At 66.5% G+C, this 21,597-nt stretch carries 25 protein-coding genes; 12 read left to right on the top strand and 13 right to left on the bottom strand.

Annotated features, from left to right (window positions below):
- Nucleotides 1–209: 209 nt before the first annotated feature.
- Nucleotides 210–833: a superoxide dismutase gene (locus tag CH273_RS15100; protein WP_045197953.1), complete on the bottom strand. Its 624-nt coding sequence runs from the start codon at nt 831–833 to the stop codon at nt 210–212.
- Between the two features lie 260 nt (nt 834–1,093).
- Between CH273_RS15100 and CH273_RS15095 the strand changes: the two genes are divergently transcribed.
- The gene (locus CH273_RS15095; protein ID WP_052049822.1) at nt 1,094–2,233 is read left to right on the top strand and encodes an acyltransferase family protein; all 1,140 of its coding nucleotides are present in this window, start codon (nt 1,094–1,096) and stop codon (nt 2,231–2,233) included.
- A gap of 94 nt (nt 2,234–2,327) precedes the next feature.
- Here the strand turns inward: CH273_RS15095 and CH273_RS15090 are convergent, their stop codons facing one another.
- Complete coding sequence (locus CH273_RS15090) at nt 2,328–3,263, bottom strand: LLM class F420-dependent oxidoreductase (RefSeq protein WP_032396472.1); 936 nt, start codon at nt 3,261–3,263, stop codon at nt 2,328–2,330.
- Nucleotides 3,264–3,540: 277 nt separating this feature from the next.
- Here CH273_RS15090 and CH273_RS15085 point away from each other — a divergent pair, with 277 nt between their 5' ends.
- From CH273_RS15085 to CH273_RS15070, 4 genes are read left to right on the top strand one after another with little or no spacing between them, the layout of a single operon-like run.
- Complete coding sequence (locus CH273_RS15085) at nt 3,541–3,888, top strand: rhodanese-like domain-containing protein (protein ID WP_032396471.1); 348 nt, start codon at nt 3,541–3,543, stop codon at nt 3,886–3,888.
- Entirely contained in the window at nt 3,889–4,947 is a 1,059-nt protein-coding gene (locus CH273_RS15080; protein WP_082322551.1) for a DUF4328 domain-containing protein, read from the top strand.
- A complete protein-coding gene (locus CH273_RS15075; RefSeq protein ID WP_032396470.1) occupies nt 4,944–5,717 on the top strand; it encodes a glycerophosphodiester phosphodiesterase in 774 nt (257 codons plus the stop codon). The genes CH273_RS15080 and CH273_RS15075 overlap by 4 nt, the downstream gene beginning before the upstream one ends.
- Nucleotides 5,718–5,727: 10 nt before the next feature.
- On the top strand, nt 5,728–6,639 hold the full coding sequence (locus CH273_RS15070; RefSeq protein ID WP_032396469.1) for a DUF5926 family protein: 912 nt from the start codon (nt 5,728–5,730) through the stop codon (nt 6,637–6,639).
- Between the two features lie 130 nt (nt 6,640–6,769).
- Here the strand turns inward: CH273_RS15070 and CH273_RS15065 are convergent, their stop codons facing one another.
- The 5 genes from CH273_RS15065 to CH273_RS15045 form a co-directional block, all read right to left on the bottom strand.
- Nucleotides 6,770–7,324: a ferritin gene (locus CH273_RS15065; protein WP_032396487.1), complete on the bottom strand. Its 555-nt coding sequence runs from the start codon at nt 7,322–7,324 to the stop codon at nt 6,770–6,772.
- Between the two features lie 111 nt (nt 7,325–7,435).
- Complete coding sequence (locus CH273_RS15060) at nt 7,436–7,993, bottom strand: ferritin (protein ID WP_032396468.1); 558 nt, start codon at nt 7,991–7,993, stop codon at nt 7,436–7,438.
- Between the two features lie 67 nt (nt 7,994–8,060).
- On the bottom strand, nt 8,061–9,371 hold the full coding sequence (locus CH273_RS15055) for an LCP family protein (RefSeq protein ID WP_371828375.1): 1,311 nt from the start codon (nt 9,369–9,371) through the stop codon (nt 8,061–8,063).
- A 358-nt stretch (nt 9,372–9,729) separates the two neighbouring features.
- Nucleotides 9,730–10,539, bottom strand: coding sequence for a CPBP family intramembrane glutamic endopeptidase (locus CH273_RS15050; RefSeq protein WP_032396467.1), 810 nt, complete (start codon nt 10,537–10,539; stop codon nt 9,730–9,732).
- 34 nt (nt 10,540–10,573) lie between these two features.
- On the bottom strand, nt 10,574–11,341 hold the full coding sequence (locus tag CH273_RS15045; RefSeq protein WP_032396466.1) for a DUF2470 domain-containing protein: 768 nt from the start codon (nt 11,339–11,341) through the stop codon (nt 10,574–10,576).
- Nucleotides 11,342–11,476: 135 nt separating this feature from the next.
- On the opposite strand from CH273_RS15045, the gene CH273_RS15040 reads away from it, so the two are divergent.
- From CH273_RS15040 to CH273_RS15030, 3 genes are read left to right on the top strand one after another with little or no spacing between them, the layout of a single operon-like run.
- Nucleotides 11,477–12,199 carry a hypothetical protein gene (locus CH273_RS15040; protein ID WP_032396465.1) on the top strand — a complete coding sequence of 241 codons (723 nt, stop codon included), beginning with the start codon at nt 11,477–11,479 and terminating at the stop codon, nt 12,197–12,199.
- A gap of 9 nt (nt 12,200–12,208) precedes the next feature.
- Nucleotides 12,209–13,141: a prephenate dehydratase gene (gene pheA, locus CH273_RS15035; protein ID WP_032396464.1), complete on the top strand. Its 933-nt coding sequence runs from the start codon at nt 12,209–12,211 to the stop codon at nt 13,139–13,141.
- Nucleotides 13,138–13,803: a histidine phosphatase family protein gene (locus CH273_RS15030; protein WP_032396463.1), complete on the top strand. Its 666-nt coding sequence runs from the start codon at nt 13,138–13,140 to the stop codon at nt 13,801–13,803. The genes pheA and CH273_RS15030 overlap by 4 nt, the downstream gene beginning before the upstream one ends.
- Here CH273_RS15030 and CH273_RS15025 read toward each other — a convergent pair.
- From CH273_RS15025 to CH273_RS15010, 4 genes are all read right to left on the bottom strand, one after another.
- On the bottom strand, nt 13,796–14,623 hold the full coding sequence (locus CH273_RS15025; protein WP_032396462.1) for an ESX secretion-associated protein EspG: 828 nt from the start codon (nt 14,621–14,623) through the stop codon (nt 13,796–13,798). The genes CH273_RS15030 and CH273_RS15025 overlap by 8 nt on opposite strands.
- Nucleotides 14,620–15,789: a PPE domain-containing protein gene (locus tag CH273_RS28375; protein ID WP_052049816.1), complete on the bottom strand. Its 1,170-nt coding sequence runs from the start codon at nt 15,787–15,789 to the stop codon at nt 14,620–14,622. Before CH273_RS28375 ends, CH273_RS15025 begins: the two co-directional genes overlap by 4 nt.
- Before the next feature lie 70 nt (nt 15,790–15,859).
- The gene (locus CH273_RS15015; protein WP_032396461.1) at nt 15,860–16,171 is read right to left on the bottom strand and encodes a PE family protein; all 312 of its coding nucleotides are present in this window, start codon (nt 16,169–16,171) and stop codon (nt 15,860–15,862) included.
- 87 nt (nt 16,172–16,258) lie between these two features.
- Nucleotides 16,259–16,825, bottom strand: coding sequence for a histidine phosphatase family protein (locus CH273_RS15010; protein ID WP_032396460.1), 567 nt, complete (start codon nt 16,823–16,825; stop codon nt 16,259–16,261).
- Nucleotides 16,826–17,115: 290 nt separating this feature from the next.
- Between CH273_RS15010 and CH273_RS15005 the strand changes: the two genes are divergently transcribed.
- The gene (locus CH273_RS15005; protein ID WP_032396459.1) at nt 17,116–17,310 is read left to right on the top strand and encodes a CbtB domain-containing protein; all 195 of its coding nucleotides are present in this window, start codon (nt 17,116–17,118) and stop codon (nt 17,308–17,310) included.
- On the top strand, nt 17,301–18,110 hold the full coding sequence (locus tag CH273_RS15000) for a CbtA family protein (protein WP_032396458.1): 810 nt from the start codon (nt 17,301–17,303) through the stop codon (nt 18,108–18,110). Before CH273_RS15005 ends, CH273_RS15000 begins: the two co-directional genes overlap by 10 nt.
- Before the next feature lie 247 nt (nt 18,111–18,357).
- Here CH273_RS15000 and CH273_RS14995 read toward each other — a convergent pair whose 3' ends face one another.
- Nucleotides 18,358–18,690, bottom strand: coding sequence for a metallopeptidase family protein (locus tag CH273_RS14995; RefSeq protein ID WP_082073870.1), 333 nt, complete (start codon nt 18,688–18,690; stop codon nt 18,358–18,360).
- Between the two features lie 13 nt (nt 18,691–18,703).
- Nucleotides 18,704–19,789, bottom strand: a complete 1,086-nt coding sequence (locus tag CH273_RS14990; RefSeq protein ID WP_032396457.1) for a septum formation family protein — start codon at nt 19,787–19,789, stop codon at nt 18,704–18,706.
- Between the two features lie 34 nt (nt 19,790–19,823).
- Here CH273_RS14990 and CH273_RS14985 point away from each other — a divergent pair, with 34 nt between their 5' ends.
- Nucleotides 19,824–20,216 (top strand): ankyrin repeat domain-containing protein, encoded by a 393-nt coding sequence (locus CH273_RS14985; RefSeq protein ID WP_032396456.1) that lies wholly within the window; start codon nt 19,824–19,826, stop codon nt 20,214–20,216.
- An 11-nt stretch (nt 20,217–20,227) separates the two neighbouring features.
- Entirely contained in the window at nt 20,228–21,481 is a 1,254-nt protein-coding gene (serS, locus tag CH273_RS14980; RefSeq protein WP_032396455.1) for a serine--tRNA ligase, read from the top strand.
- Nucleotides 21,482–21,597: the final 116 nt, after the last annotated feature.

Raw genomic sequence — 21,597 nt, 5'->3', positions numbered from 1 at the left:
ACGGCTGGCACACAAGATGGGGAGAGTGCCAGCCGAAACGTAGCCGCCCCCGGCGCTGCCGGGCATTCGCGATGCTCGACCGCGGGGATCGCCTCGATTCGGGCGATCCCTGCGGCAGCGAAGGCATGACTCGTTCGACGAGACAGGGCCACCGCAATGGATGCGGTGGCCCTGTCTCGCAGTTGTTCGACTGTCGGCGATCTCCTCGGTTACGGGAAGATCAGACCCGGGGTCTTCGACGTCGCGGCCTCGAAACGAGCCTGGACGTCGGCCCAGTTGACGACGTTCCAGAACGCCTTCACGTAATCGGCCTTGACGTTCTTGTACTGCAGGTAGAAGGCGTGCTCCCACATGTCGACCTGGAGCAGCGGGATGATGCCGAGCGGCACGTTGGCCTGCTGATCGTAGAGCTGGAAGGTGAGCAGCTTCTTGCCCAGCGAGTCGTAGCCCAGAACTGCCCAGCCGGAGCCCTGCAGGCCGTTGGCGGCAGCGGTGAACTGTGCGCGGAACTTGTCGAACGAACCGAACTGGTCGTCGATCGCGGCAGCGAGCTCACCCTCGGGCTTGTCGCCACCGTTGGGCGAGAGGTTCTTCCACCAGATGGAGTGGTTGACGTGGCCACCGAGGTGGAACGCGAGGTTCTTCTCCAGCAGGAAAATGGCTGCATGATCGTCGTTGTCACGCGCTGCGGCGAGCTTTTCGACCGCGGTGTTGGCGCCTGCGACATAGGTGGCGTGGTGCTTGGAATGGTGAAGCTCGTTGATCTCGCCCGAGATGTGCGGCTCGAGGGCGGAGTAATCGAAATCAAGGTCGGGCAAGGTGTACTCGGACACGTGGTTCCCTTCTCTAACGACGCCGTACCCATCGTGTGATGCGGGCACGTTCGTCCTACTGCGGATCATTCGTAGGGTTCAACCCAATCTCATTCCTACCCCCAGTGCAACAGTTGTAACCGAGATGCTTTTCTCGGAATAATTTCGCGTGAACGAGACAGTCGAATTGTTCGGCTGTGAATCCGCTCCGAATATCACGAAACAGTTGCGCATCGGCCGCGGATTGGTCCAATACATGAACGGAACCTAAACTCCAGGGTGTGGATGGGGACCGACCGAGCCGGAACACGGTCGACGAGTCCGTCGCCGTACAGCCGGTGATCGCGCCCCGAGTGCAGATGGACGGTGCCGACCTCCTTCGCGTCATCGCCGTCCTCGCGGTGCTCTACTCGCACATCTCGTTCTATCTGCTCGACGACGTCGGCGGCGGCTGGTGGATGATCGACGTCGTCGACACCGTCCTGATCCAGGACGCCGGCCTCAACATGCACCTGTCCTTCGTCGGCGTCAGCATCTTCATGCTGCTCACCGGCCTGCTGATCACCCGATCCGCCATGCGGCAATCGCGTCGGGACTTCATGGTCGCTCGTCTCGCCCGCCTCGTCCCGGCCCTCTGGTTCGCCATCGCGATGGCCGTCATCCTCGTCAAGCTCGGACTCAACGGAATGTTCAGCGGCCAACCCGGCATCACCAACGGGGAGGCATTTCTCAGCTTCTTCCTCGGTGGCTTCTTCCTCCGACCCGAGGTCGCCGTCCTCGGTGTCACCTGGACCCTCGTCGTGCAGATCGTGTTCTACCTCTACTGCATCTCCATGCGCGGAACGCTGCGCACCAGGCCCATCGTGGTGCCACTGGTCGGCGCAGCACTGTGCGCGCTGGTGATCGTCTACAACCTCTACCTCCCGCAGCCGTACACGATCCCGTTCCTGACCAAGGTCGCGGGCGTACTCCCGACCCTGTTCCTCGGCCAGATCATCTACCTCGGATGGGCACGACTGATCACCTGGCGATGGGTCGTCCTCGGCGTCATCGCCCAGATCGAAGTGATCCGACTGGCCATCGAAGTCCACACCTTCTGGATGGGCGGCACCTACCTATGGACCCTGCTGGTCGTCACCGGCACCGTCCTCGTCCTCGCCCGATACGACGGACCCATCACCCGCTGGCCCGTCGTCAAGTGGATCGGCACCCGCAGCTACGCGATCTACCTGATCCACACCCTCGTGCTCTACCGCATCTACGCAACCGTCGAACCGCACCTGGGCCCCACCGCCGCCGTCCTGGCATTCCTGGCCGGCACCGCCGCACTCGCCGAAATCATCTACCGCTGGATCGAACTGCCCGCCGCACGACACATCAGCGCGCACTACTCACGCCTACGCACCCGATCCGCCGCCTGACCGAGCCCCCATGGGTACTCAATGTGACATTCAGTGGACTTTTGGGCAGTCGATGTCACGTTGAGTGGACTCGGGCGGGTCGGTTTCTGGTCGGTCAGAGCTGCGGAAGAACCTCGGATGCGACGAGTTCGAGGTGATCGAGATCGGTGAGATCCATGGTCTGCAGGTATACGCGGGTCGCGCCGATGGCTCCGAAGCTGCCGATTTTGTCGACGAGTTCGGCTGGGCTTCCTGCGGCGCCGTTCTCGCGTAGTTCGGACACCTCGCGGCCGATGGCGGCGGCGCGTCGTGCGATTTCTTCTTCGGTGCGGCCGCAGCAGAGGACGAGGGCGTTGGAGTAGACGAGGGAGTCGGGGTCGCGGTCGGCGGCTGTGCAGGCTGCGCGGACGCGACCGAACTGGGTCTCGGTGTCGGCCAGCGAGGCGAAGGGGATGTTGAACTCGTCGGCGTATTTCGCGGCGAGTGCCGGGGTGCGCTTCTTGCCTCCGCCGCCGATGACGATGGGCGGGTGCGGTGTCTGCACCGGCTTGGGCAGCGCGGGGGAGTCGGTGACGGGATAGTGCGTGCCCGCGTGCGAGAAGGTCTCGCCGACGGGTGTGTTCCAGAGTCCGGTGACGACGGCAAGTTGCTCTTCGAGACGGTCGAAGCGTTCGCCGAGCGGCGGGAACGGAATGCCGTAGGCCTTGTGTTCGTCCTCGAACCAGCCCGCACCGAGCCCGAGGTCGACGCGACCACCGCTCATCGCGTCGACCTGGGCGACGCTGATGGCCAGCGGCCCCGGGTAGCGGAAGGTCGCGGAGGTGACGAGGGTGCCGAGCCGAATGGTCGAGGTCTCGCGGGCGAGCCCGGCCAGGGTGATCCAGGCATCGGTGGGGCCGGGGCCGCCGTCGCCGCTCATCGCGAGGTAGTGGTCGGACCGGAAGAATGCGCCGTAGCCGAACTCCTCGGCAGCTTTCGCGACGCGGAGCAGTTCGTCGTACGTGGCGCCTTGTTGCGGTTCGGTGAAGACGCGCAGCTCTGTGGAAGTCATGTTCGCCAGCCTAAACAGCGGATTATCGGAAGCGCAGACGACCGCTGTGTCAAATCACCATCGATCCACAGGCGGAGTTGGTATTCGGTACACCGCGAGACCGACTCGGAGCTTTGACCTGTGGATAGAAACCGGCACAGGCCCCGATTCTGTGGATCGATCTGTGGATGCTGTGGATAACTTATGTGACTCGAGTGACGCAGGTCATAGCAAGACGGCGCTTCGGTCGAAAGGACACGGGTGGCAGGCCCGCGCGGACGCGTGACAAGATCGAGGTGTGTCGCATCCCGAGCAGTCTCCCGCCGTCACCGTCGATCGTCTTCCGGTGCCGTTCCCGACGGCGGCCATCCTGCTCGACGTGCGCGAGGACGACGAGTGGCAAGCCGGACACGCACCCGACGCCGTTCACATCCCGATGGGCGACATCCCATCGCGCGCCGGTGAGATCGACAACCAGTCCGAGGTGTACGTCGTCTGCAAAGCCGGTGGTCGCTCGGCGCGCGTCGTCGAATACCTCAACCGCGTGGGATACGACGCGATCAACGTCGACGGTGGGATGCTCGCCTGGCAGGCCGCTGGTCGACCGATCCAGCGCGACGACGACCACGAAGCGAGAATCATCTAGATGTCGGCACCGCAGGGACGCGCTCAGGCGTTCCAGGTCTGTGCCCGCTGCAGCACTCGTTGGGCTGTCGGCGCACGGCCGGGTACGTGGTGCCCCCGCTGCCACGGAGTACTGCTCTCGCCGGTGTCCACCAGGGCGCCCGCGCACGGTGCCCGAAACTTCCGATGGGTAGCCCGACCGGCGATCTCGTCGAGTAGAGCCGAGCGCCGCAGCCGATCCGTATCGCCGACCCCGACGCCGCACTACACCTCGACACCCACCTGGGGCTTGCGCGACGTACCCCGCGACCCCGAGGCCGATCGCAGCATCGGTCGCGTCGAGCGATACGCAGCCAACGCTCAGAACCTGGTCCTCGTCACCGCGATGTTGCTGGCGCTCGCCGCGTTCGCCGAAGTGTTCAGGTACGGGATCCTGCTGCACAACCGAGTGCGACTCATTTCGCCGATCACCCTGGCCGTGTCCGACGCCTTGGTGTACTTCGCTCAGGTCGGTGCACTCCTCATCGGTCTGGCGGCGCTGATCACCTCGTCCTGCTGGCTGATCGACCGGCGCAGACGTACCTTCGCTGCCGCCGGCTCCAGCGATCCGCGCTCGGTGCGCACGATGTTGCTGATGTCGATGCTGCCGTTCGTCCGCATCGTGATGCCAGGGGTCTACCTCACCGAGGTGGTCCGCCTCAGAGGCGGTGCCGATGCCGACGTGCACCGCGAACTGACACTGGTTCGCATCTGGTGGGCGCTCTGGGCAGCGAGCAATGCGCTGGTGATCGTCCAACTGTTGTGGAACCTGCGCGATTCGCTTCAGGCCCGCGCCGACGGAGTTCTGTTGTCGGCGTTCGTGGCACTGGTGGCCGCGGTCTCGGCCGTATCGACCCTGGCCGTGATGCGCCGACTCGAAGGCCGCACGCTGCGCGGCTCCGCCGTGTCACGACCGACCCGCTGGGTGATCGCCACCGGCACCGAACACAAGCCGAACCAGCCCGAACAGCAGCAGCCCGAAGAAAAACAGCCCGAAGACAAGGAACCCGAGTACGAATCCGAGGCGGTGACGGCGTCGTGAGTCCCGATCGTCGTGGGCCACTGGTCGTCGCGCATCGAGGTGCGTCCGCGGCCAAGAAGGAACACACTCTCGCCGCCTACGACCTCGCGCTGCGCGAGGGAGCGGACGGCGTCGAATGCGACGTGCGGCTCACCAAGGACGGGCACATCGTGTGCGTGCACGATCGCCGGGTCGATCGAACCTCGAACGGCACCGGCATCGTCAGCGAGATGGATTTCGCCGAACTCGCCCGACTGAACTACGGCGACGCCGACGAACCCGCCGAACTTCTGACCTTGCACGACCTCATCTCGCTCGTCCTGGACTGGACCAGCAAGCCGGTGAAACTTTTCATCGAAACCAAGCACCCCGTGCGGTACGGCTCGCTGATCGAGAGCAAGGTTCTCGCCGAGCTGCACACGTTCGGGATCGGGGCACCCGCGTCGGCCGACCACTCGCGCGCGGTCATCATGTCGTTCGCGCCATCGGCCGTCTGGCGCGTACGGCGGTCGGCTCCGATGCTTCCGACGGTGCTCCTCGGCGACAGCTCGCACTACCTCGGTGGGGGAGCGGCGACGACCGTCGGGGCCACCGCTGTCGGTCCGTCGATAGGTGCACTACGTGAGCACCCGGCCATCATCGACCGCGCAGCAGCGTCCGGCCGGGCCAGTTACGTGTGGACCGTCGACGAGAAAGAGGACGTGGAGCTGTGCCGCGAGCTCGGTGTCGGCTGGATTGCCACCAACCATCCCGGTCGAACGCGAGCCTGGCTCGAATCGAAGAACGTGTAGGTTTTCGGGCGTGGGTAAGAGCAAAAGAAACAGTGGACCGAAGCAGGACAGCAACCGCGCAGCGAAGCTCGCGCAGCGGGAAGCGGAACGGGCGAGCATCGAATCGGCGTCGACGCGCCCGTTCGAAGGCCTCGCTGCCGAATGCGACCTCGTAGCGCTGCGTGAGTTCGTCCCGTCGGCGACGGCAACCGCGCCGATCACCGTGGACGGTCGCACCATCACGCTGGCAACGGTACTGCCCGGAGCCGTCGCGGCACTGGTGCGCGAAGACGGGGGCACCGTCGAGGGATTCGTCGGCCTACAGGTGCAGACGCAGTCGAAAGACGTTGCAGCAGATATCAGTAGCGCATTGGGCTGGGTGTCCACCGCGTCCGCGGGTGAGTCGCTCGAAGCCGCGAAGATCACCGACGCCACCCCCGCATTGACCGAGGTGCTCGACGCGTCCGCGCTGCTCGAGATCACCGTCCATCAGGACTTCAACTGGTGGATCCCCGAAAGTGCCACTCCCGCAGCCGATGTGGCTGCCACCGTGGAGCGCGCGAACCAGGCGATCATGCCCTCGGCGCGGATCGAAGCCGACGGCGTCGTCGCGGCGTGGTGGGTGGATGCCGGCGAAAAGGCGCACATCCGGTGGGTTCGTCCGGAGAGTGAGGACGACGTGATGCTCGCTCTCGCGCGGCTGCACGCTGCGGGTGATCTCAACTTGGGTGAGGGCTCGCGCTACGCCGGTTCGTTCCGCACACATGGACTGCTGGTGCCGGTGTTCGACCTCGACCCCGAGATGCACCCCACCGAATGGGCAGCGCCCACAAAGGAATTCGGTGAGAAGCTGGCCGAGGCTCTCGCTGTCGACGCTCCGCTCACGGCAGCGCAGCTTCGCTCACGTGACGGCTTGCGCGGTCGTCAGGTCACGTTGCGCTGACGGCTCCCGGCCGGATGTACGGCCGAGAGGAATTGCTCGAGAAAGCACATCGGGTGGCCGCCCGAACAAGAACCCTTGTTCGGGCGGCCACCCGTATGAGCGCGCTACTTGCCCAGACGTGCGGCGGGATCTACAGCGATCCGCCGGCGACGGTGGGTGCGCCCGAGTCGGCCGTCACGCTGGTGTTCATCTCACGGGCGACGAACTGCTCGAGATCGAACAGGTTGTGGCCCGCGCGATCGGCGATGTTGAGCAGCGTCTTCATGCTGGCAACTTCCTCGACCTGCTCCTTGAGGAACCACTGCATGAACTGCTCGCCGAGGTAGTCGCCCTCTTCGCGTGCGGTGCTCGCCAGAGCGATGATCTGCTCGGTGACGGTCTCCTCCTGCGCAAGCGCCAGGGCGATGGCCTCACGGGGATCGGTGAAGACGGACTTCGACGCGTCGACGCCGGTCAGCTCGACCGTGATGTCGCGATCGAGGAAGTACTGCACGATCATCATCGCGTGGTTGCGCTCTTCGACCGACTGCGCGTAGAAGTGCTTGGCCAGCTGCGGCAGATCGACATTCGCGAAGTACACAGCGGTGGCGATGTACTGCTGCGAGGCGTTGAACTCGTTGCGAATCTGGTCGCGGAGAAGTGCATGGAACTTGGTGTGGCTGGTTTCTTTGATGTCTACGCTCATGACGAGGACGATATGCCTGGTCAGAGGCGTTGTCATCCAAGTCGAACCTTATTGAGGCGAACGTAGCCTAATACAGTGAATCCTAAATGTCCGCTCTGAGCAGGGCGCAAACTACGCTCTTCCGGCTTCTTTCGGGGCATTGGTGGCGCGGATCACCGTCGAGCCGATCTCGCGTGCAACGTACTGCTCGATGTCGAACAGGTTGGTTCCGGCCCGGCGAACGATGTTGAGCAGACTCTGCATCGCCGCCACCTCCTCGACCTGCTCGGTGAGGAACCAGTGGATGAACTGCTCGCCGATGTAGTCGCCTTCGGCCCGGGCAGCGCGCGCGAGCGCGGTGATCTGCTCGGTCACCGTCGACTCCTGAGTCAGTGCCAGTTCCACCGGTTCGACGACCGACCGGAATGCCGTCACCACGTCGTCGATGCCCGACGCGTCGACCTCGAGCCGATTGTCGATGAGGAAACGGATCATCATCATCGCGTGCCGACGCTCCTCGGCGGATTGAGCGTAGAAACGCGTGGCCAGCTGCGGTAGATCGTTGCGGTCGAACCACACCGCAATGGCGACGTACTGCTGCGAAGCGGTGAACTCGTGCCGGACCTGGGCGCGCAGAAGGTCGTGGAACGACGTACCGGGGGCGGCGGGCTGGGCAGACGGCGATGTCATGGTCCTCAACCTACAACCCAGGGTCGTTCCGCAGGCTCCGCTCCCGCCCACCGCTCACGCCTGCCGATCAGGGGCCGCCGGTCAGCAGTTCCGGCGGGATCTCGCGATCCTGTGCGATGGCGTCGAAGAATGCCGGCGCGCGAGTGTCGTCCCACAGCAGAACGTTTCCGACGTCGGAGTCCTGGAATCCGCCGACCGGCACCGTCGTGGTCACCGGGCCGCTGCGCATCGCCCAGGCCAGCGCGGCGAGGTTCCAGATGTGATCTCCCTCGTCGACGCTCAACGACGATACGGTGTCGGACACCAGCGGCCACAACCGCAGTGGGTTGAGGAAAGTCGAAGCGCTCGTTGCCTTTTCCAGAAGGGCCGACATGAACGCGCGTTGATTGTTCATGCGGTCGATGTCGGCCAGTGCCGTCGCGCGCGAGCGCACGAATCCGAGCGCCTCGGCTCCGGTGAGATCCTGACAACCGGCGGCAATGTTGATGCCCGCCAACGGATCGTCGATTGCATTCTGCACGCACACGTTCACTCCACCGACCGCGTCGACGATCCCGGCGAAGCCACCGAATCCGATCTCGGCGTAATGATCGATGTGCACACCGGTTGCACCCTCGACCGTCTCCACCAGCAGTGGCGGCCCACCGAATGCGAAGGCCGCGTTGAGCTTGTCCTGGCCGTTGCCCGGAATCGACACGTACGAATCGCGCGGCAGGCTGACCATCGTCGGCGCGCCGCTGCCCTCGGGGATGTGAATCAGAATGATCGTGTCGGTGCGGCTCGGGCCCACCTCGCCGCCGGTCGCGAGCGCGGCTTCCTGCTCCGGCGTCAGGCCGGCCCGCGAATCCGACCCGACGAGAAGCCAGTTGGTGCCGGGGGTGTCGCCGATGCGCCCGGGATACGAGGTGAGGGAGTCCACGCGCGTCAACGAGCTGTCGACGTAGTAGACGACACCTCCGATACCCAGCACGAGAACCAGCAACACGATCAGGAAGCGTCGTCCCCAGCGTCGGCGCCTGCGCGGCTTCGCCGCTTTCGGTGGCCGAGAATCACGTTGCGGCCGAACAGGTTCGGGACGACGTAGCGCCCGCTGCACAGGCGGTTGCCTGCGCTCCTCGGTGAACGGCTCCGGCTGCTGACGCGGCGCGTATCCGGTGCGACCCGGTGGATCGTCCTGCGAACGTGAGTACTGACGCGTCGAATTCGCCGCATCCGCTCGAGCCGGATTCGACTGTGCATGATACGACTGTGCTGGATACGACTGTGCCGAACGAGGTTCGGGTGCCTGCGACCAGGCCTGCTGAGGGCTGTCGCGTGGAACCGGTGTCGGCCGAGGTGGCCCGTCCGGCCCGGGAATGGGGCGGCCGTCGCGTCGGATGAACTCGGTACCCTCCGGCGGCGGCTGGCCCGGTCGATACCCACGTGGGGGCGGCTGTCGGCCCGGCGGCGGGCGGTTGGGCCGTGGCTGGGGCGGCTGTTGCCCGGGTGGCTGCTGACGGGGTCGCGGTGGACCCGGAGGCTGCTGCGGGGGTGGACCTTGCCGGGGCGCGGGATCGGGACGACCGTGCCGGCCGGGCGTGGATCTGTCCGCCGGCGGCGTTCGGTTCGGTGGCGGCGTTCGACCGGGAGGCGGCGTGCGCCGGTCCGGCGCGCCGTGCCGTCCGTAGCGATCGTCGTCGTTCACGAATCGACTGTAACCGTCGTCGCGGGAACAGCGGTCTTACTCGAGGTTCGATTCACGGGAGCCACGACAGATGTTCGCGCAGGAGGGCGTAGCCGACGAAGGCGACGATGTCGATCAGAGCGTGCGCGATCAGCAGGGGCCACAGTCTGCCGGTGCGCTGCCAGTAGCGGCCGAACACCAGGCCCATGAGGAAGTTCCCGACACCACCGCCCACACCTTGATAGAAGTGGTAGCTGCCGCGCAGCAGCGACGAGCACAGCAGGGACGCGTTCTCGCTCAGACCGAGTCTGCGCAGGCGAGAGATCAGGTACGCCACGACGATGATCTCCTCGGCACCGGAGTTGGCCAGCGCGTACAGAATCAGTGCGGGCACGCGCCACCAGTGGTCGTCGAGGGCGCTGGGAACGACGTTCAGGTTGAACCCGAGGGCGTTGCCCACCAGATACAGCGCCAGGCCGGGCAGCCCGATCAGTGCGGCCAGTCCGACGCCGTGACCGAGGTCGATCTTCAGCCGCGGACGGGCCAGCCCGATCGCTCGTGGTGCGAGATCGGCTCGCCACAGCAGGTACAACCCCAGGGCACCCCAGGCGCACAGACGCAGGATGCTCAGCAGCTGGAACAGCAGATCGATCAGGCTGAAACTCGACCGCGACGAGTTCAGCGCCACGGTCTGATCGGACAGGGCAGCGGTCTGCAGCGCGTCCTCGACGAGCGAGAGGATGCTGCTCATACCGCTCAGGCCGAACGTCACCAGCAGGACGATCGCGATCTCGACCTTGATGGTGGTGCGTTCGCGGGCATCGGGCGGCGGAGCCGTGCTCGCGGGCGGCGGTGGCGTCAACCAGCTCTTGAAGTCGATCACCGCACGAGTCTGCCCTGTTTCGTGCGGTGAGGTGTCAGCCGCGGGCGCGCAGTCCGTTCAGGAACGGGCAACCGGCGAGAACGCGAAGCGCTCGACTGAGGGAGAGGACGTCCTGGACGGGCTCGGTGAATCCCAGCCGGACGTCGTTGTCGCCGCATTCGCCCTCGATCCGCAGTCGAATGCCGTAGCGATCGATGCCCAGCGGCCGGATTCGACCCTGCCGCAGCGACGGCGGGAGGCGTCGGGCCAATTGGGCCAGCAGGTCCGGGTGGTCGGCGTCGAGGTGCTCGAGCCAGCTGGTCTCCATCTCCCAGAAGGGATCGGGTTCGGCGGCCAGCAGTGTGTCGACGTCGACCGGCTCCGCTCCGGTGCTGTCGGCGACCACGGCGGAGGTGACGATCAGACGCATCAGCGAGGTGGTGTGGCCGACGTCGAGCAGGGCCGGATGCGGATGCTCGGCGGCCACCGCTCCGGCCATGGGTCGCATCAGCGATTCCGGAACCGGACGTAGATCGCCCCGAAGCCACACCAACGACCGCACCGGCTCACGCAGGGCGAGCGGCGCGTGATCGGTCAGTTCGAGGACGGCGGGCGTTCCGGCACGGGAGGACTGCCCGGTGACCGCACTGTCGAGGGAGTCGGTGGGGACGGCGAGGATCATCTCCCCGTTGGGACGAAGGTGGTGCAGGGTCGTGATCACCGGGCCGCTGCCGTCGATGGCCAGGGCTGCGCCCTCGGCGCGCATGCAGGCACTGCGCACGCGTTCGGCGGTGGTCGGTCCGGTGGTGGTTGCGCCGAGCATGGGCTCCTCCGATGCGATCGGTCAGGCGAGTAGGTGAGGCAAACCTAAGTTAGCGCGGTGTGGCGAGGATCGCAAGACCCAGGCCACGGGAGTGGAGCCTGCGGAACGACCCAGAGCCGGGTCTACCGTTGAGGCGTGCCGATTCCGCTGACCCTCGGTGTGCCACACCGACCCGACCCGAACGCGCTCGTCCACGGACTGCTGCAGCCGATCTGTGCCGACGCTCACTCGGTCGCCGCTGCCCCGCGTGGAGCCGAGTACGGCCCGCCCGTCGTGCGGGCTTCGACCCTGCTCGAACTGTCCGAATCGGACGACCTCGGGCGCATCGCGGTGCACCTCGACATCGACCCCGACGAGCTCCGGGCCGGTAGGACCGGCGGTTACGAGGCCGTACGGTTCCACGTCGACGCCCCGGTCGAGCACCTCGCCGATGCGCTCACGCTGCGGTTGCCCTCGCCGTTGGTCGTCTTCCCGATGTTCGACGCGATCGACGTGGCCGAGACCGCGGAGGCCGTCGTCCTCGCCCACCGGACTCCTGGCATCGACGTCGGCGACACCCCACGGCGCATCGCCGACGTCCTCGCGGTGGTCTCGCACGCCGATGTGGGCCTCGTCGCCCGCGCCGACTCCGGCGACGATGTGCTCGCGATCCTTGCTGCGACGGTGGCGTCGCTGCGCGGGGACGACATCGCCTCGGCCCTCGCCGCTCCGAACGTCGCCGCACTGCGGGCTCTCATCCCCGAGGCGGCCGAGGCGGTGCGCGAGGTGCTGCTCGGAATCGAGATCGCCGACGCTGCTGCCGCCCGCGCCCGGCTCGTCGACGTCGGTTTGATCGCTTCACGGACGTCGACAACGTAACCTCGAGGCGTGCCTCGCATCGCTTACTTCGGCCCATCGGGAACGTTCACGGAGATGGCGCTTGCTCAGTTCGAGAGGCTCGGAACGTTCGGCGCAGTCGGTCTGGACGGGGTGGTCGAGCGGATATCGGCGTCGAACCCGCCGTCAGCGCTCGAGGCCGTGCGATCGGGTGCGGCCGACGCGGCCGTGGTACCCATCGAAAGCTCCATCGAGGGAGCGGTTCCGCCGACGCTCGACGCGTTGTCGGAGGGCCGCCGGTTGCAGATCGTCGCCGAGACCGAGATCGAGGTGGCCTTCACCATTCTCGGCGGTCCCGGTGTCACCCTCGACTCGGCCCGCACGGTCAGCGCCTACCCGATCGCACTCAATCAGGTGCGCCAGTGGCTGCAGGCTGCCATGCCCGACGCGGTGGTGCAGTCCGCGTCGTCCAATGCCGGTGCAGCGGAAGACGTTGCGGCCGGAATGGTCGATGCTGCGGTGTCGACGCGGCTCGCCGGTGAGCGTCTGAAGTTGCCGCAGTTGGCCGACGGGATCATCGACGTGGAGGGCGCAAGGACTCGCTTCGTGCTGGTGACCGCGCCGCAATCGGTGCCTGCGCGCACCGGTGCCGACCGCACTTCGGTGGTGCTCGAGCCGCCGAACGATCCGGGCACACTGCCGGCAGCGTTGGCCGAGTTCGGAATTCGCAACATCGACCTCACGTTCATCGAATCACGGCCCACGCGTTCACGATTCGGAACGTACAGGTTCTTCGTCGACTGCGCGGGTCACATCGACGACCCGCTCGTCGCGGAGATGCTGGCCGCATTTCACCGCAAGATGCCCCTGCGCTTCCTCGGATCCTGGCCCACCACAACGGGAACGGGTGGATCGGTACCGCCGCCGATCGACGAACATGTGCAGTGGGTAGCAGACGTTCGTGCCGGACGCGGTGATCTGTGATGGGCAAACTGATTCTGGTCCGGCACGGTCAAACGACGGCCAACGTCGCGAAGGTGCTGGACACCTCACCGCCGGGAGCCGAACTCACCGAGCTGGGGCACCAGCAGGCCGAGGCCTACGCGCAGACCTGGATCGGACGCCCACCCGCGGTGCTGGTGTCCTCGGTTGCGTTGCGCGCCAAGCAGACTGCCGGCTACATCGAGCGAGCTACCGGGGTTCCCCTGCTGGTGACCGAGGGAATCCAGGAGACCTTCGCGGGAGATCTGGAGGACCGCGACGACCCGGACGCGCACCGGGAGTTCACCGAGATCTTCAGTCGCTGGCACGCCGGAGATCTGGCGGCGACCGTGCCCGGAGGCGACAGCGGACATTCGGTTCTGGAGCGCTACGTCCCGGTGCTCGACGGCCTCCGCGCGCAGTACCTGGGTGACGACACCGCAGGCGACGTCGTCGTCGTCAGCCACGGTGCCGCAATCCGACTGGTCGCGGCGGTGCTGGCCGGCGTCGAGGGCACGTTCGCGGCCGACAACCATCTCGACAACACCCACACCGTCGAGCTGCTCCCGCTGCCGGACGGCGGATGGTCCTGCGTCCGGTGGGGCACGTTCCTGCCACCGTTCGAGGGCAAGGGCAGCGACAAGGCCGACAACCCGATCAGCTAGCAAGAAGGCCCTGCGCCGATGCGATCAGCTCGGCCAGCGCAGCGGTCACTCGGCGATCCGTTGCGCCGGTCAGTGAACTCCACGACGTGCCGTCGGCGGCGAGGGCGGAGGTGGCGAGGATGCGTCCGGGTCGGGTGTCGAACAGGGCGACCGGTCTCCCGGCCACATGGCGGGTGCCGTTGCTGCGGGCCACGGCCGTGATCTCGGTTCTGCCTGCGCAGGTGGCCATCGCCGACGCCAGAGCCGCGGCGCGGTCGGGCGCTATCCCGATTCCGCGTAGCCGAGACGCGGTTGCCACGACGTCGCTCGGTGCCGCATCGAGTGCTTCGGCCAGCAGATCGGTGGGCGCATTGATACTGCCCGGGTCGAACGACGCAGCCGAGCCTATCGACACCGCGAGGTCTCGGGCCGGATCACCGTCGACGGCGCGGATGGTGACCACGTCGTCTCGCCGCACCGCCGACACTGTCAACCGATCGTCGGACGCAACGCAGATCCGAGTGGCCGGAACGGGCTCGGCACTCTCGACGTCGAACACACGGACCGAGACATACCAGCGAGGTTGTTCGAGAACACGCATCCACTGCCGAAGATCCTCGTGGACGCGGCCACCGGCCGAGAGTCCGGCCGAGTCGAGGGAGCAGCGGCCACGCTCCAATGCTGAATCCCACGCAGCTGCGTCGTCGAAACGCGGGAACACGTTCAGGACGACGGGTAGCTCGGCGATCGACAGTTCGTCGACCAAGAAGTCCATCTCGTCCGCACCGAGTGAGGCGATCGGCAATGTGTGGCCCACCGGCACGGTTCCCAAGTCGATCAACGGCCGTTCCCGTTGATGTCCGGCACGGTCGGGTCCGCACCGATGACGGACGGCGCGACGGTGCGGCCGTCCGCGAAGTGCTCGAACTGCTTGAGGTAGTCCGGGGTCTGGTGTTCGTCGTCCTCGGCCTGCCCGCGCGTGCCGGATGCCGGAGCGCCGGCCGCGCCCGTTCCGCGCTGAGCGAGGCCGCTATCGGCCGGGGATGGTGCGCCGAACGCCGTCTGACCGCTCTGAACAGCACCGGCCGGCATCGAGCCACCACCTCCTGGCCCCAACGTCGAACCAGGAAGTCCGCCGCCACCGCCGAGCCCACCTGCTCCACCTGCGCCGGCGCCGTACGACACCGGACGCGTGGACGCCGGACCGACGGCTGGAGATGCCGAAACGCCGGGCGCGAATCCACCGCCGGCCCCGATGCCACCGGACAGTGCACTCGACCCGATGTTGGACGCGGCGGTGGCCACGGTCGAGACGCCGGTACTGGCGATGGAGGTGGCAGCACTACCGATCTGACCTGCCGCCGCGGCAACACCGGGATTCTGGGTTGCGGCCATCAGGCCGCCGATCGCGGCCTGAACCGGCGATGTCATCAGCGCGCCGTCGGCGAATCTGCCGAGGCCGGTGCCGGAATCGGAGACGATGGCCGGCGGCCGGTCGAAGGTGGTCTGGACGATGCGGTGCGAGGAGACCAGCTCGAAGCCCTCCATCACCATCGCGGCGCGGATGTCGAGCAGTCGATCGGCTACCTCGGCCGCCTCGTAGCTGCCGTTCATCACGCCACCCGTCGAGGCGGCGGTGACCTTGGCGGCCTGCACGGCTCCGATTTCGACGAGCGAGGGCATGGTCGCCAACGCGACACCGTACGAGGTGCCTGCCGCCGGGGCCTCGACCGAGAGCGCCGCTGCCTTGACTGCCGTGGCAGCGGTCCAGGTCGCGAAGCGGCCGAGCGCAGCCTGAGCGAGCAGTGCCGACTCGCCTTCCCAGCCTGCGGTCAGTGCCGCGGTGACGGCGGCGATACTCGCCGATGCCTCGGTGAAGGCCGCGGCGACCGAACCCCACGCCCCACCGGCGACATGCAACGGCACCGGTCCAGGACCGAGCAATCGCGTCGAGTTTCCCGTCGCCGTGCGTGGCAGCCACACCACACCTGTCACTCCGAGCGTCATTTGATGGCCCCCATGATGTTCGAGCGTCGTGTCGTTTCGAGCGTTGTCTGCTGCGGTCGAGTTCGGTGCGTCAGATGCCGGGTAGGCCGGGCAGGCCCCCGGCGGTGTCGTCGTCGGTGGCCACGTAGTCCGCGGCCTGTTTCCGCAATTCCTCGGCTGCCCGGTGCAACTCCAAAATGCCTTGTGCTGCAGCGGGTCCGAAGGTATCGGCCGCGGTGCCGAAGAATCGTTCGGTCAGCAACGAAACCTCGTCGGTGCCCGGTGGTAGCGGCCGCACGGGGATTGCCGTCGCAGTGACAGCTGCCTGCAAGCGAGCGGCGACCGCATCGAGTTCGGAGGCAGCGAGCTGCAGTGCCACCGGATCCACCTTGATGACGGTCATGAGCCACGCTCCTTGATCGAAGACTTTGCGCTGTCGGTAGGTAGGACGCCGCCGTGTTCGGTTCGGTTCCCTCGACGCGAGAAAAATTCAGACGAACTTCCGGGCCACCGAGCCCACAGTCCACGCGCCGCCTCGACGGCTGACCGCCGTGCGCGTGAGCGGGGAGACGTCGATGCGCCAGAACGAGGACACCGGGGCCGCCAACACCAGCACCACCACGGCTCGAACGACGGCAGGAGAGGTAACCGCCAGCGTGCGGCCAGGCGTCGATCCGACAGCACTCAGCCACGTCTCGACGCGAGAGAACAGCGCGACGAGGGACTCACCACCCGGCGGAACGAACGCCGGATCGCCCAACCAGGCCATCGCGTCGGCGTCGGGCAGATCGGTCATCTCGAGGCCGGCCCACCGGCCGTAATCGATGTCGGCCACAGCGGGTTCGACCGAGATGTCCGAGCCGAAGATGCGCGCCGTGGAGACCGAGCGGGTTTCCGGGCCGGAGAGGACGCGGTCGGCTCGGGGGATGTCGGTCACTGCGGCAAGGTCCCGCAGACCCGCGTCGTCGAGTGGTTCGTCGCCGGGGAACCGGCCGGTGCGCATCGCGTCGGTTCTGGCGTGGCTCACCAGGATCAGTCGGGTCACGGGCGCACTCACTGGGTCATTGTGGCGCAGGCACCGTGTGGTTGTGGCGCAGGCACCGTGCCATTGGGGCATCGAGCTGCGGTGGATCGGGACAGCGATTGACACAGCATCGCGTTCGGTGCCACAGTTCGCAGGTTAGACGCGATGTACGCAGGTAATCCGGTGAAAATCCGGAGCGGTTGCGCCACTGTGATCGACGTCGGGCATATGTCCGAATTCGAGAGTCAGAAAACTCGTTCATCGCATGGCCGTCCCCGTTTTCGAGCGGGGACTACGGGACGCATATCCCAGAAGGACACACCATGGCAATCATTCACGCACCCAGTAATACGACGGAGTCGGCTGCCCTTGCCGTCATCGTCGCCGCAACGATTCTGCTCGCTTTCGTCGTGCTCTACCTCGTCGGTTTCGATCAGGGCGCGATCTCCCGCAGTGGCATGTACATGCACGAACTGATGCACGACGGCCGCCACCTGCTGGGCCTGCCATGCCACTGACCGACACACACGGCCCGACACTGCAGGGCACCTTCGTCCAACTCCTGGTGCGAGGTCTGCTCGCCGGACTCCTCGCAGGTCTGCTCGCGGGAGCAGTCGCCTACGTCGTCGGTGAGCCGCACATCGACTCGGCCATCGCCATCGAAGAAGCAGCCGGTGCCGACGACCATCACACCGGAGCCGATCACACCGACAGCGCCCCTGCCGCACATTCGCACGGGGACGAGGACCCGCTCGTCAGTCGCGACGGACAACGCGTCGGACTGTTCCTCGCCACCGGACTCGCAGGCCTTGCCCTGGGCGCGATCTTCGCCTCGGCACTGCACTACGGGCGACGCTTCAGCTCCCTGCCGGGATCGGTACTGGCCCTCGTCGGGGCCGGTGCCGGATGGGTGGCCATCGAAGCGGTGCCGTTCGTCAAGTACCCGGCCAACCCGCCCGCGGTCGGCGATCCGGAGACCATCACCCAGCGCACCTGGCTGTGGCTGGCGACCGTGATTCTCGGTCTGCTGGCCGTCGCGATCGGGATCTACATCGCCAAGGCGGTCGCATCGCAGCATTCGGTGGCGATCCGCGTCGGCGCACCGCTGCTCGCATTCCTGGTGATCGTCGGCATCGGGTACGCACTGTTGCCCGGTGTGAACGAGGTCGGCTCGGACTTCCCCGCCACCCTGCTCTGGGAATTCCGACTGTCGTCCCTGGCCACCCAGGCGACCCTGTGGCTGACTCTGGGATTGGGATTCGCGTTCCTCACCGACCGCGCAGTACGCCCGATCCGGCGAGAGGCAGTCACGGCGTAGCCTGGTTCTGCGTCAATGGACCATTGCACCGCCCAGACGTGCGCAAAGTGCCATTGACGCAGTGTGGCCGGCCCGGTCGGCCGGGGTGAATGGACCATTGCACCGCTCAGACGTGTGCAATGGTCCATTCACGCGTCCGGGGGTGAGCGGGCGGGGGTGAGCGGGCGGGGGTGAGCGGTGCGAGGGTGAGCGGGCGAGGGTGAGCGGGCGAGGGTGAGCGGTCCGGGTGAGGGGGGAAGGAGTGCGCTCAGCCGAATCCGAGTTGATGCAGTCGCTCGTCGTCGATGCCGAAGTGATGTCCGATTTCGTGGGCGACGGTGATCGCGATTTCCCGGCGCGCCTCGTTTTCGTCGTCGACCATCTCGAGGATCGGTTTGCGGTAGATGGTGATGACGTCCGGTAGGTGTCCGCTGTACTCGTAGCGTTCGGTCAGTGCGATGCCCTCGTACAGTCCGAGGATGTCCTCGGTGGGGTGTTCCTCCTCGACGAGAACCACCACGTTGTTCATGAAGTCGGTGAGTTCGCGCGGCAGGGTGTCGAGTGCGTCGGACACGGCTTCCTCGAAGTCGACGCGCGTCATGTGGGTGGGAATGTCACCCTCCGGTGGTGATCGGGGCGGCACCGGGCAGTGGTGTCGGCAATGCGCGGCCGTCGGGAGCGGAGGGCGGCGGGACGGGAGCTGCACCGTTGATGAGGATGTCGCCCTTGGCTGTACCGACGATGGTCGCGAAGCCGCCGGAATCGAGTTCCTTGCCCACCGAGCACGTCACCTGCCTGCTACCGGCGAGCCAACTCGCGACGTCGATGGTGTCCCAGAACAGGGTGAGCGTCTTGTCTCGCAGTGCGGTGTCCGAGCCGAGGTAGCCGTTGACGGCATCGGTGCACGTGGCTTCCAGGTATGCGTCCTGGTCGGCCTCGGACGGGTGTCCGCCGGGGAACTGCTGCGTCAGGTTGATCACCGACGCCACCTCGTACGCGTGCGGTGCCGAGCAGTCCACCGGATCGGCAGGCACGTTCTGGTTGATGCCGACGCAGGTGCCGGTCGGCCAGACCTTCGACTGGTCCTGGTCGAGAATCGAGCCCGTCATCTCCATCAGCGCACCGGTGTTCGACGGCATCTGCACTCCGCAGCGCAATGTCCGCTCACCCTTGGCCCACCCGGCCTGGCTGGGGAACATCAGCCCGACGCCGAAGCGTCCGTTGGGATCGAACTTGGCTCCGACGTAGTCGTCGACGGCGGCCTCGCAGTGTTCGTCGCGCAGTTCGCTGAACCGGATGGAACCGGGATACGGCGACCCCGGACCGAACTCGACGCCGGGGTAGACGCTCATGTCGATGTCGCGAGCCACCTCGAAGCGATGGGGATCGGCGCAGGAAACTTCGGCGAGATCCTGTCGGTCCGTCTCCGGATCGTCGGTGGGCGTCCATTGCAGGCATGCGCCCGGATCGGCGGCACCGAAGGACGACGCCGAAACGGGGCCATCGGTCGCAGGCCCACCGGCCGTCGCATGGGTGGTGATCTTCTCGGGCGTCGAGAACCCGTCGGAGAGAAAAACCGTCGCGCCCGCGGCCAGCACCGCACCGACCGCAACCATGGCCAGCCCGCGTCGAGCTGTGGTTGCAGACAGTGTTCGCCGAGACTTCTCGCTCGGCGGAGAGTCTGTTTCGTATCCGGACATCACCCTCCATCATGCCCGAGTATGTTCGGTCCTCATGAGCGACCCAACAGGTGACGACGACCTCAGCGAGCTCGCCGGCCGACTGTTCACGATGGCCCGCACCGGTGACGCGGCCGCTCTGGCGAGTTACGTCGACGCAGGCGTTCCGGTGAATCTGCACAACGAATCAGGTGACACGCTGGTCATGCTCGCCGCGTACCACGGGCACACCGATGCGGTGCGTGCGCTGGTCGAGCGCGGTGCCGATGTGAACAAGCCCAACGACAAAGGGCAGACCCCACTCGCGGGCGCGGTCTTCAAAGGTGAGGACGACGTGGTGCGCGTGCTCGTCGACGGCGGAGCCGATCCACACGGCGGTCACCCGTCGGCAATCGATGCCGCCACGATGTTCGGACGCGAGGACTACCTGGGGTTGCTCGGCAAGTAAGGTTCGTTCTCGTGATCGACCTGAAATTCCTTCGCGAGAATCCCGATGCAGTGCGCGCCTCGCAGCGCACCCGAGGCGAGGACCCCGCTCTCGTCGACGCACTTCTCGATGCCGACGCCTCCCGCCGCGCTGCGGTGCTGGCGGGCGATCAGCTGCGCGCCGAGCAGAAAGCGTTGGGAAAGCAGGTAGGCAAGGCTTCCGCCGAGGACCGTCCCGCGCTGCTCGCCGGAGCGTCGGAGCTCGCTGCCAGAGTGAAGGCGGCCCAGGTCGCCGAAACCGAGGCCGACGCAGCCCTCGACACGGCCCACCGCGCGATCTCGAACATCGTCCAGGACGGCACGCCCGCAGGCGGCGAGGACGACTTCGTGCTGCTCGAGACCGTCGGGCAGATCCCGGAGTTCGATTTCGAGCCCAAGGATCACCTCGAGCTCGGCGAGTCGCTGAACCTCATCGACATGGAACGCGGAGCCAAGGTCTCGGGTTCGCGCTTCTATTTCATGACCGGCTACGGCGCGCTGCTGCAGCAGGGATTGCTGCAGCTCGCCGCGCAGAAAGCGGTCAAGAACGGCTTCACCATGATGATCCCGCCGGTGCTGGTGCGGCCGGAGATCATGTCGGGAACCGGATTCCTCGGCGCACACGCAGACGAGATCTACCGCCTCGAAGCCGACGACCTCTACCTCGTCGGCACCTCCGAAGTAGCCCTCGCGGGCTACCACTCGGGTGAGATCATCGACCTCGCCGACGGCCCGAAGCGGTACGCCGGATGGTCGTCGTGCTTCCGCCGCGAAGCGGGCAGCTACGGCAAGGACACCCGCGGCATCATCCGAGTGCACCAGTTCGACAAGATCGAGATGTTCTCCTACATCAAGCCCGAGGACGCAGCCGCCGAACACCAGAAGTTGCTGGAATACGAGAAGGAAATGCTCGCCGCCGTCGAGGTGCCCTACCGCGTCATCGACACCGCAGGCGGAGACCTCGGCTCCTCGGCAGCTCGTAAGTTCGACTGCGAGGCCTGGATTCCCACCCAGCAGGCCTACCGCGAGCTGACCTCGACCTCGAACTGCACGACGTTCCAGGCCCGACGCCTCGGCGTGCGCTACCGCGACGAGAACGGCAAGCCCCAGACCGCGGCGACGCTCAACGGCACCCTCGCCACCACCCGCTGGATCGTCGCGATTCTCGAAAACCACCAGCAGGCCGACGGCACCGTCCGCGTCCCCGAGGCTCTGGTGCCCTTCGTCGGAACGGATGTTCTGCGCTAGTTGGGTCGTTCCGCAGGCTCCACTCCTGCGCTAGTTGGGTCGTTCCGCAGGCTCCACTCCTGCGCTAGTTGGGTCGTTCCGCAGGCTCCACTCCTCCGCTAGTCGGGTCGTTCCGC

The sequence above is a fragment of the Rhodococcus sp. 05-339-2 genome (genome assembly GCF_002258965.1).
GTDB lineage: Bacteria > Actinomycetota > Actinomycetes > Mycobacteriales > Mycobacteriaceae > Rhodococcoides.
This window is presented reverse-complemented; position numbering and strand designations above follow the sequence as displayed.

What these genes read in the sequence shown, in the direction of transcription:
- CH273_RS15090 (WP_032396472.1), bottom strand. Translation starts at nt 3,263, where the DNA reads ATGACTTCCACAGAGCTGCGCGTCTTCACCGAACCGCAACAAGGCGCC.
- CH273_RS15000 (WP_032396458.1), top strand. Translation starts at nt 17,301, where the DNA reads ATGCCACTGACCGACACACACGGCCCGACACTGCAGGGCACCTTCGTC.
- CH273_RS15045 (WP_032396466.1), bottom strand. Translation starts at nt 11,341, where the DNA reads ATGCTCGGCGCAACCACCACCGGACCGACCACCGCCGAACGCGTGCGC.
- CH273_RS28375 (WP_052049816.1), bottom strand. Translation starts at nt 15,789, where the DNA reads ATGACGCTCGGAGTGACAGGTGTGGTGTGGCTGCCACGCACGGCGACG.
- CH273_RS15065 (WP_032396487.1), bottom strand. Translation starts at nt 7,324, where the DNA reads ATGAGCGTAGACATCAAAGAAACCAGCCACACCAAGTTCCATGCACTT.
- CH273_RS15080 (WP_082322551.1), top strand. Translation starts at nt 3,889, where the DNA reads ATGTCGGCACCGCAGGGACGCGCTCAGGCGTTCCAGGTCTGTGCCCGC.
- CH273_RS14985 (WP_032396456.1), top strand. Translation starts at nt 19,824, where the DNA reads ATGAGCGACCCAACAGGTGACGACGACCTCAGCGAGCTCGCCGGCCGA.
- CH273_RS15015 (WP_032396461.1), bottom strand. Translation starts at nt 16,171, where the DNA reads ATGACCGTCATCAAGGTGGATCCGGTGGCACTGCAGCTCGCTGCCTCC.
- CH273_RS14995 (WP_082073870.1), bottom strand. Translation starts at nt 18,690, where the DNA reads ATGACGCGCGTCGACTTCGAGGAAGCCGTGTCCGACGCACTCGACACC.
- CH273_RS15005 (WP_032396459.1), top strand. Translation starts at nt 17,116, where the DNA reads ATGGCAATCATTCACGCACCCAGTAATACGACGGAGTCGGCTGCCCTT.
- CH273_RS14990 (WP_032396457.1), bottom strand. Translation starts at nt 19,789, where the DNA reads ATGTCCGGATACGAAACAGACTCTCCGCCGAGCGAGAAGTCTCGGCGA.
- CH273_RS15060 (WP_032396468.1), bottom strand. Translation starts at nt 7,993, where the DNA reads ATGACATCGCCGTCTGCCCAGCCCGCCGCCCCCGGTACGTCGTTCCAC.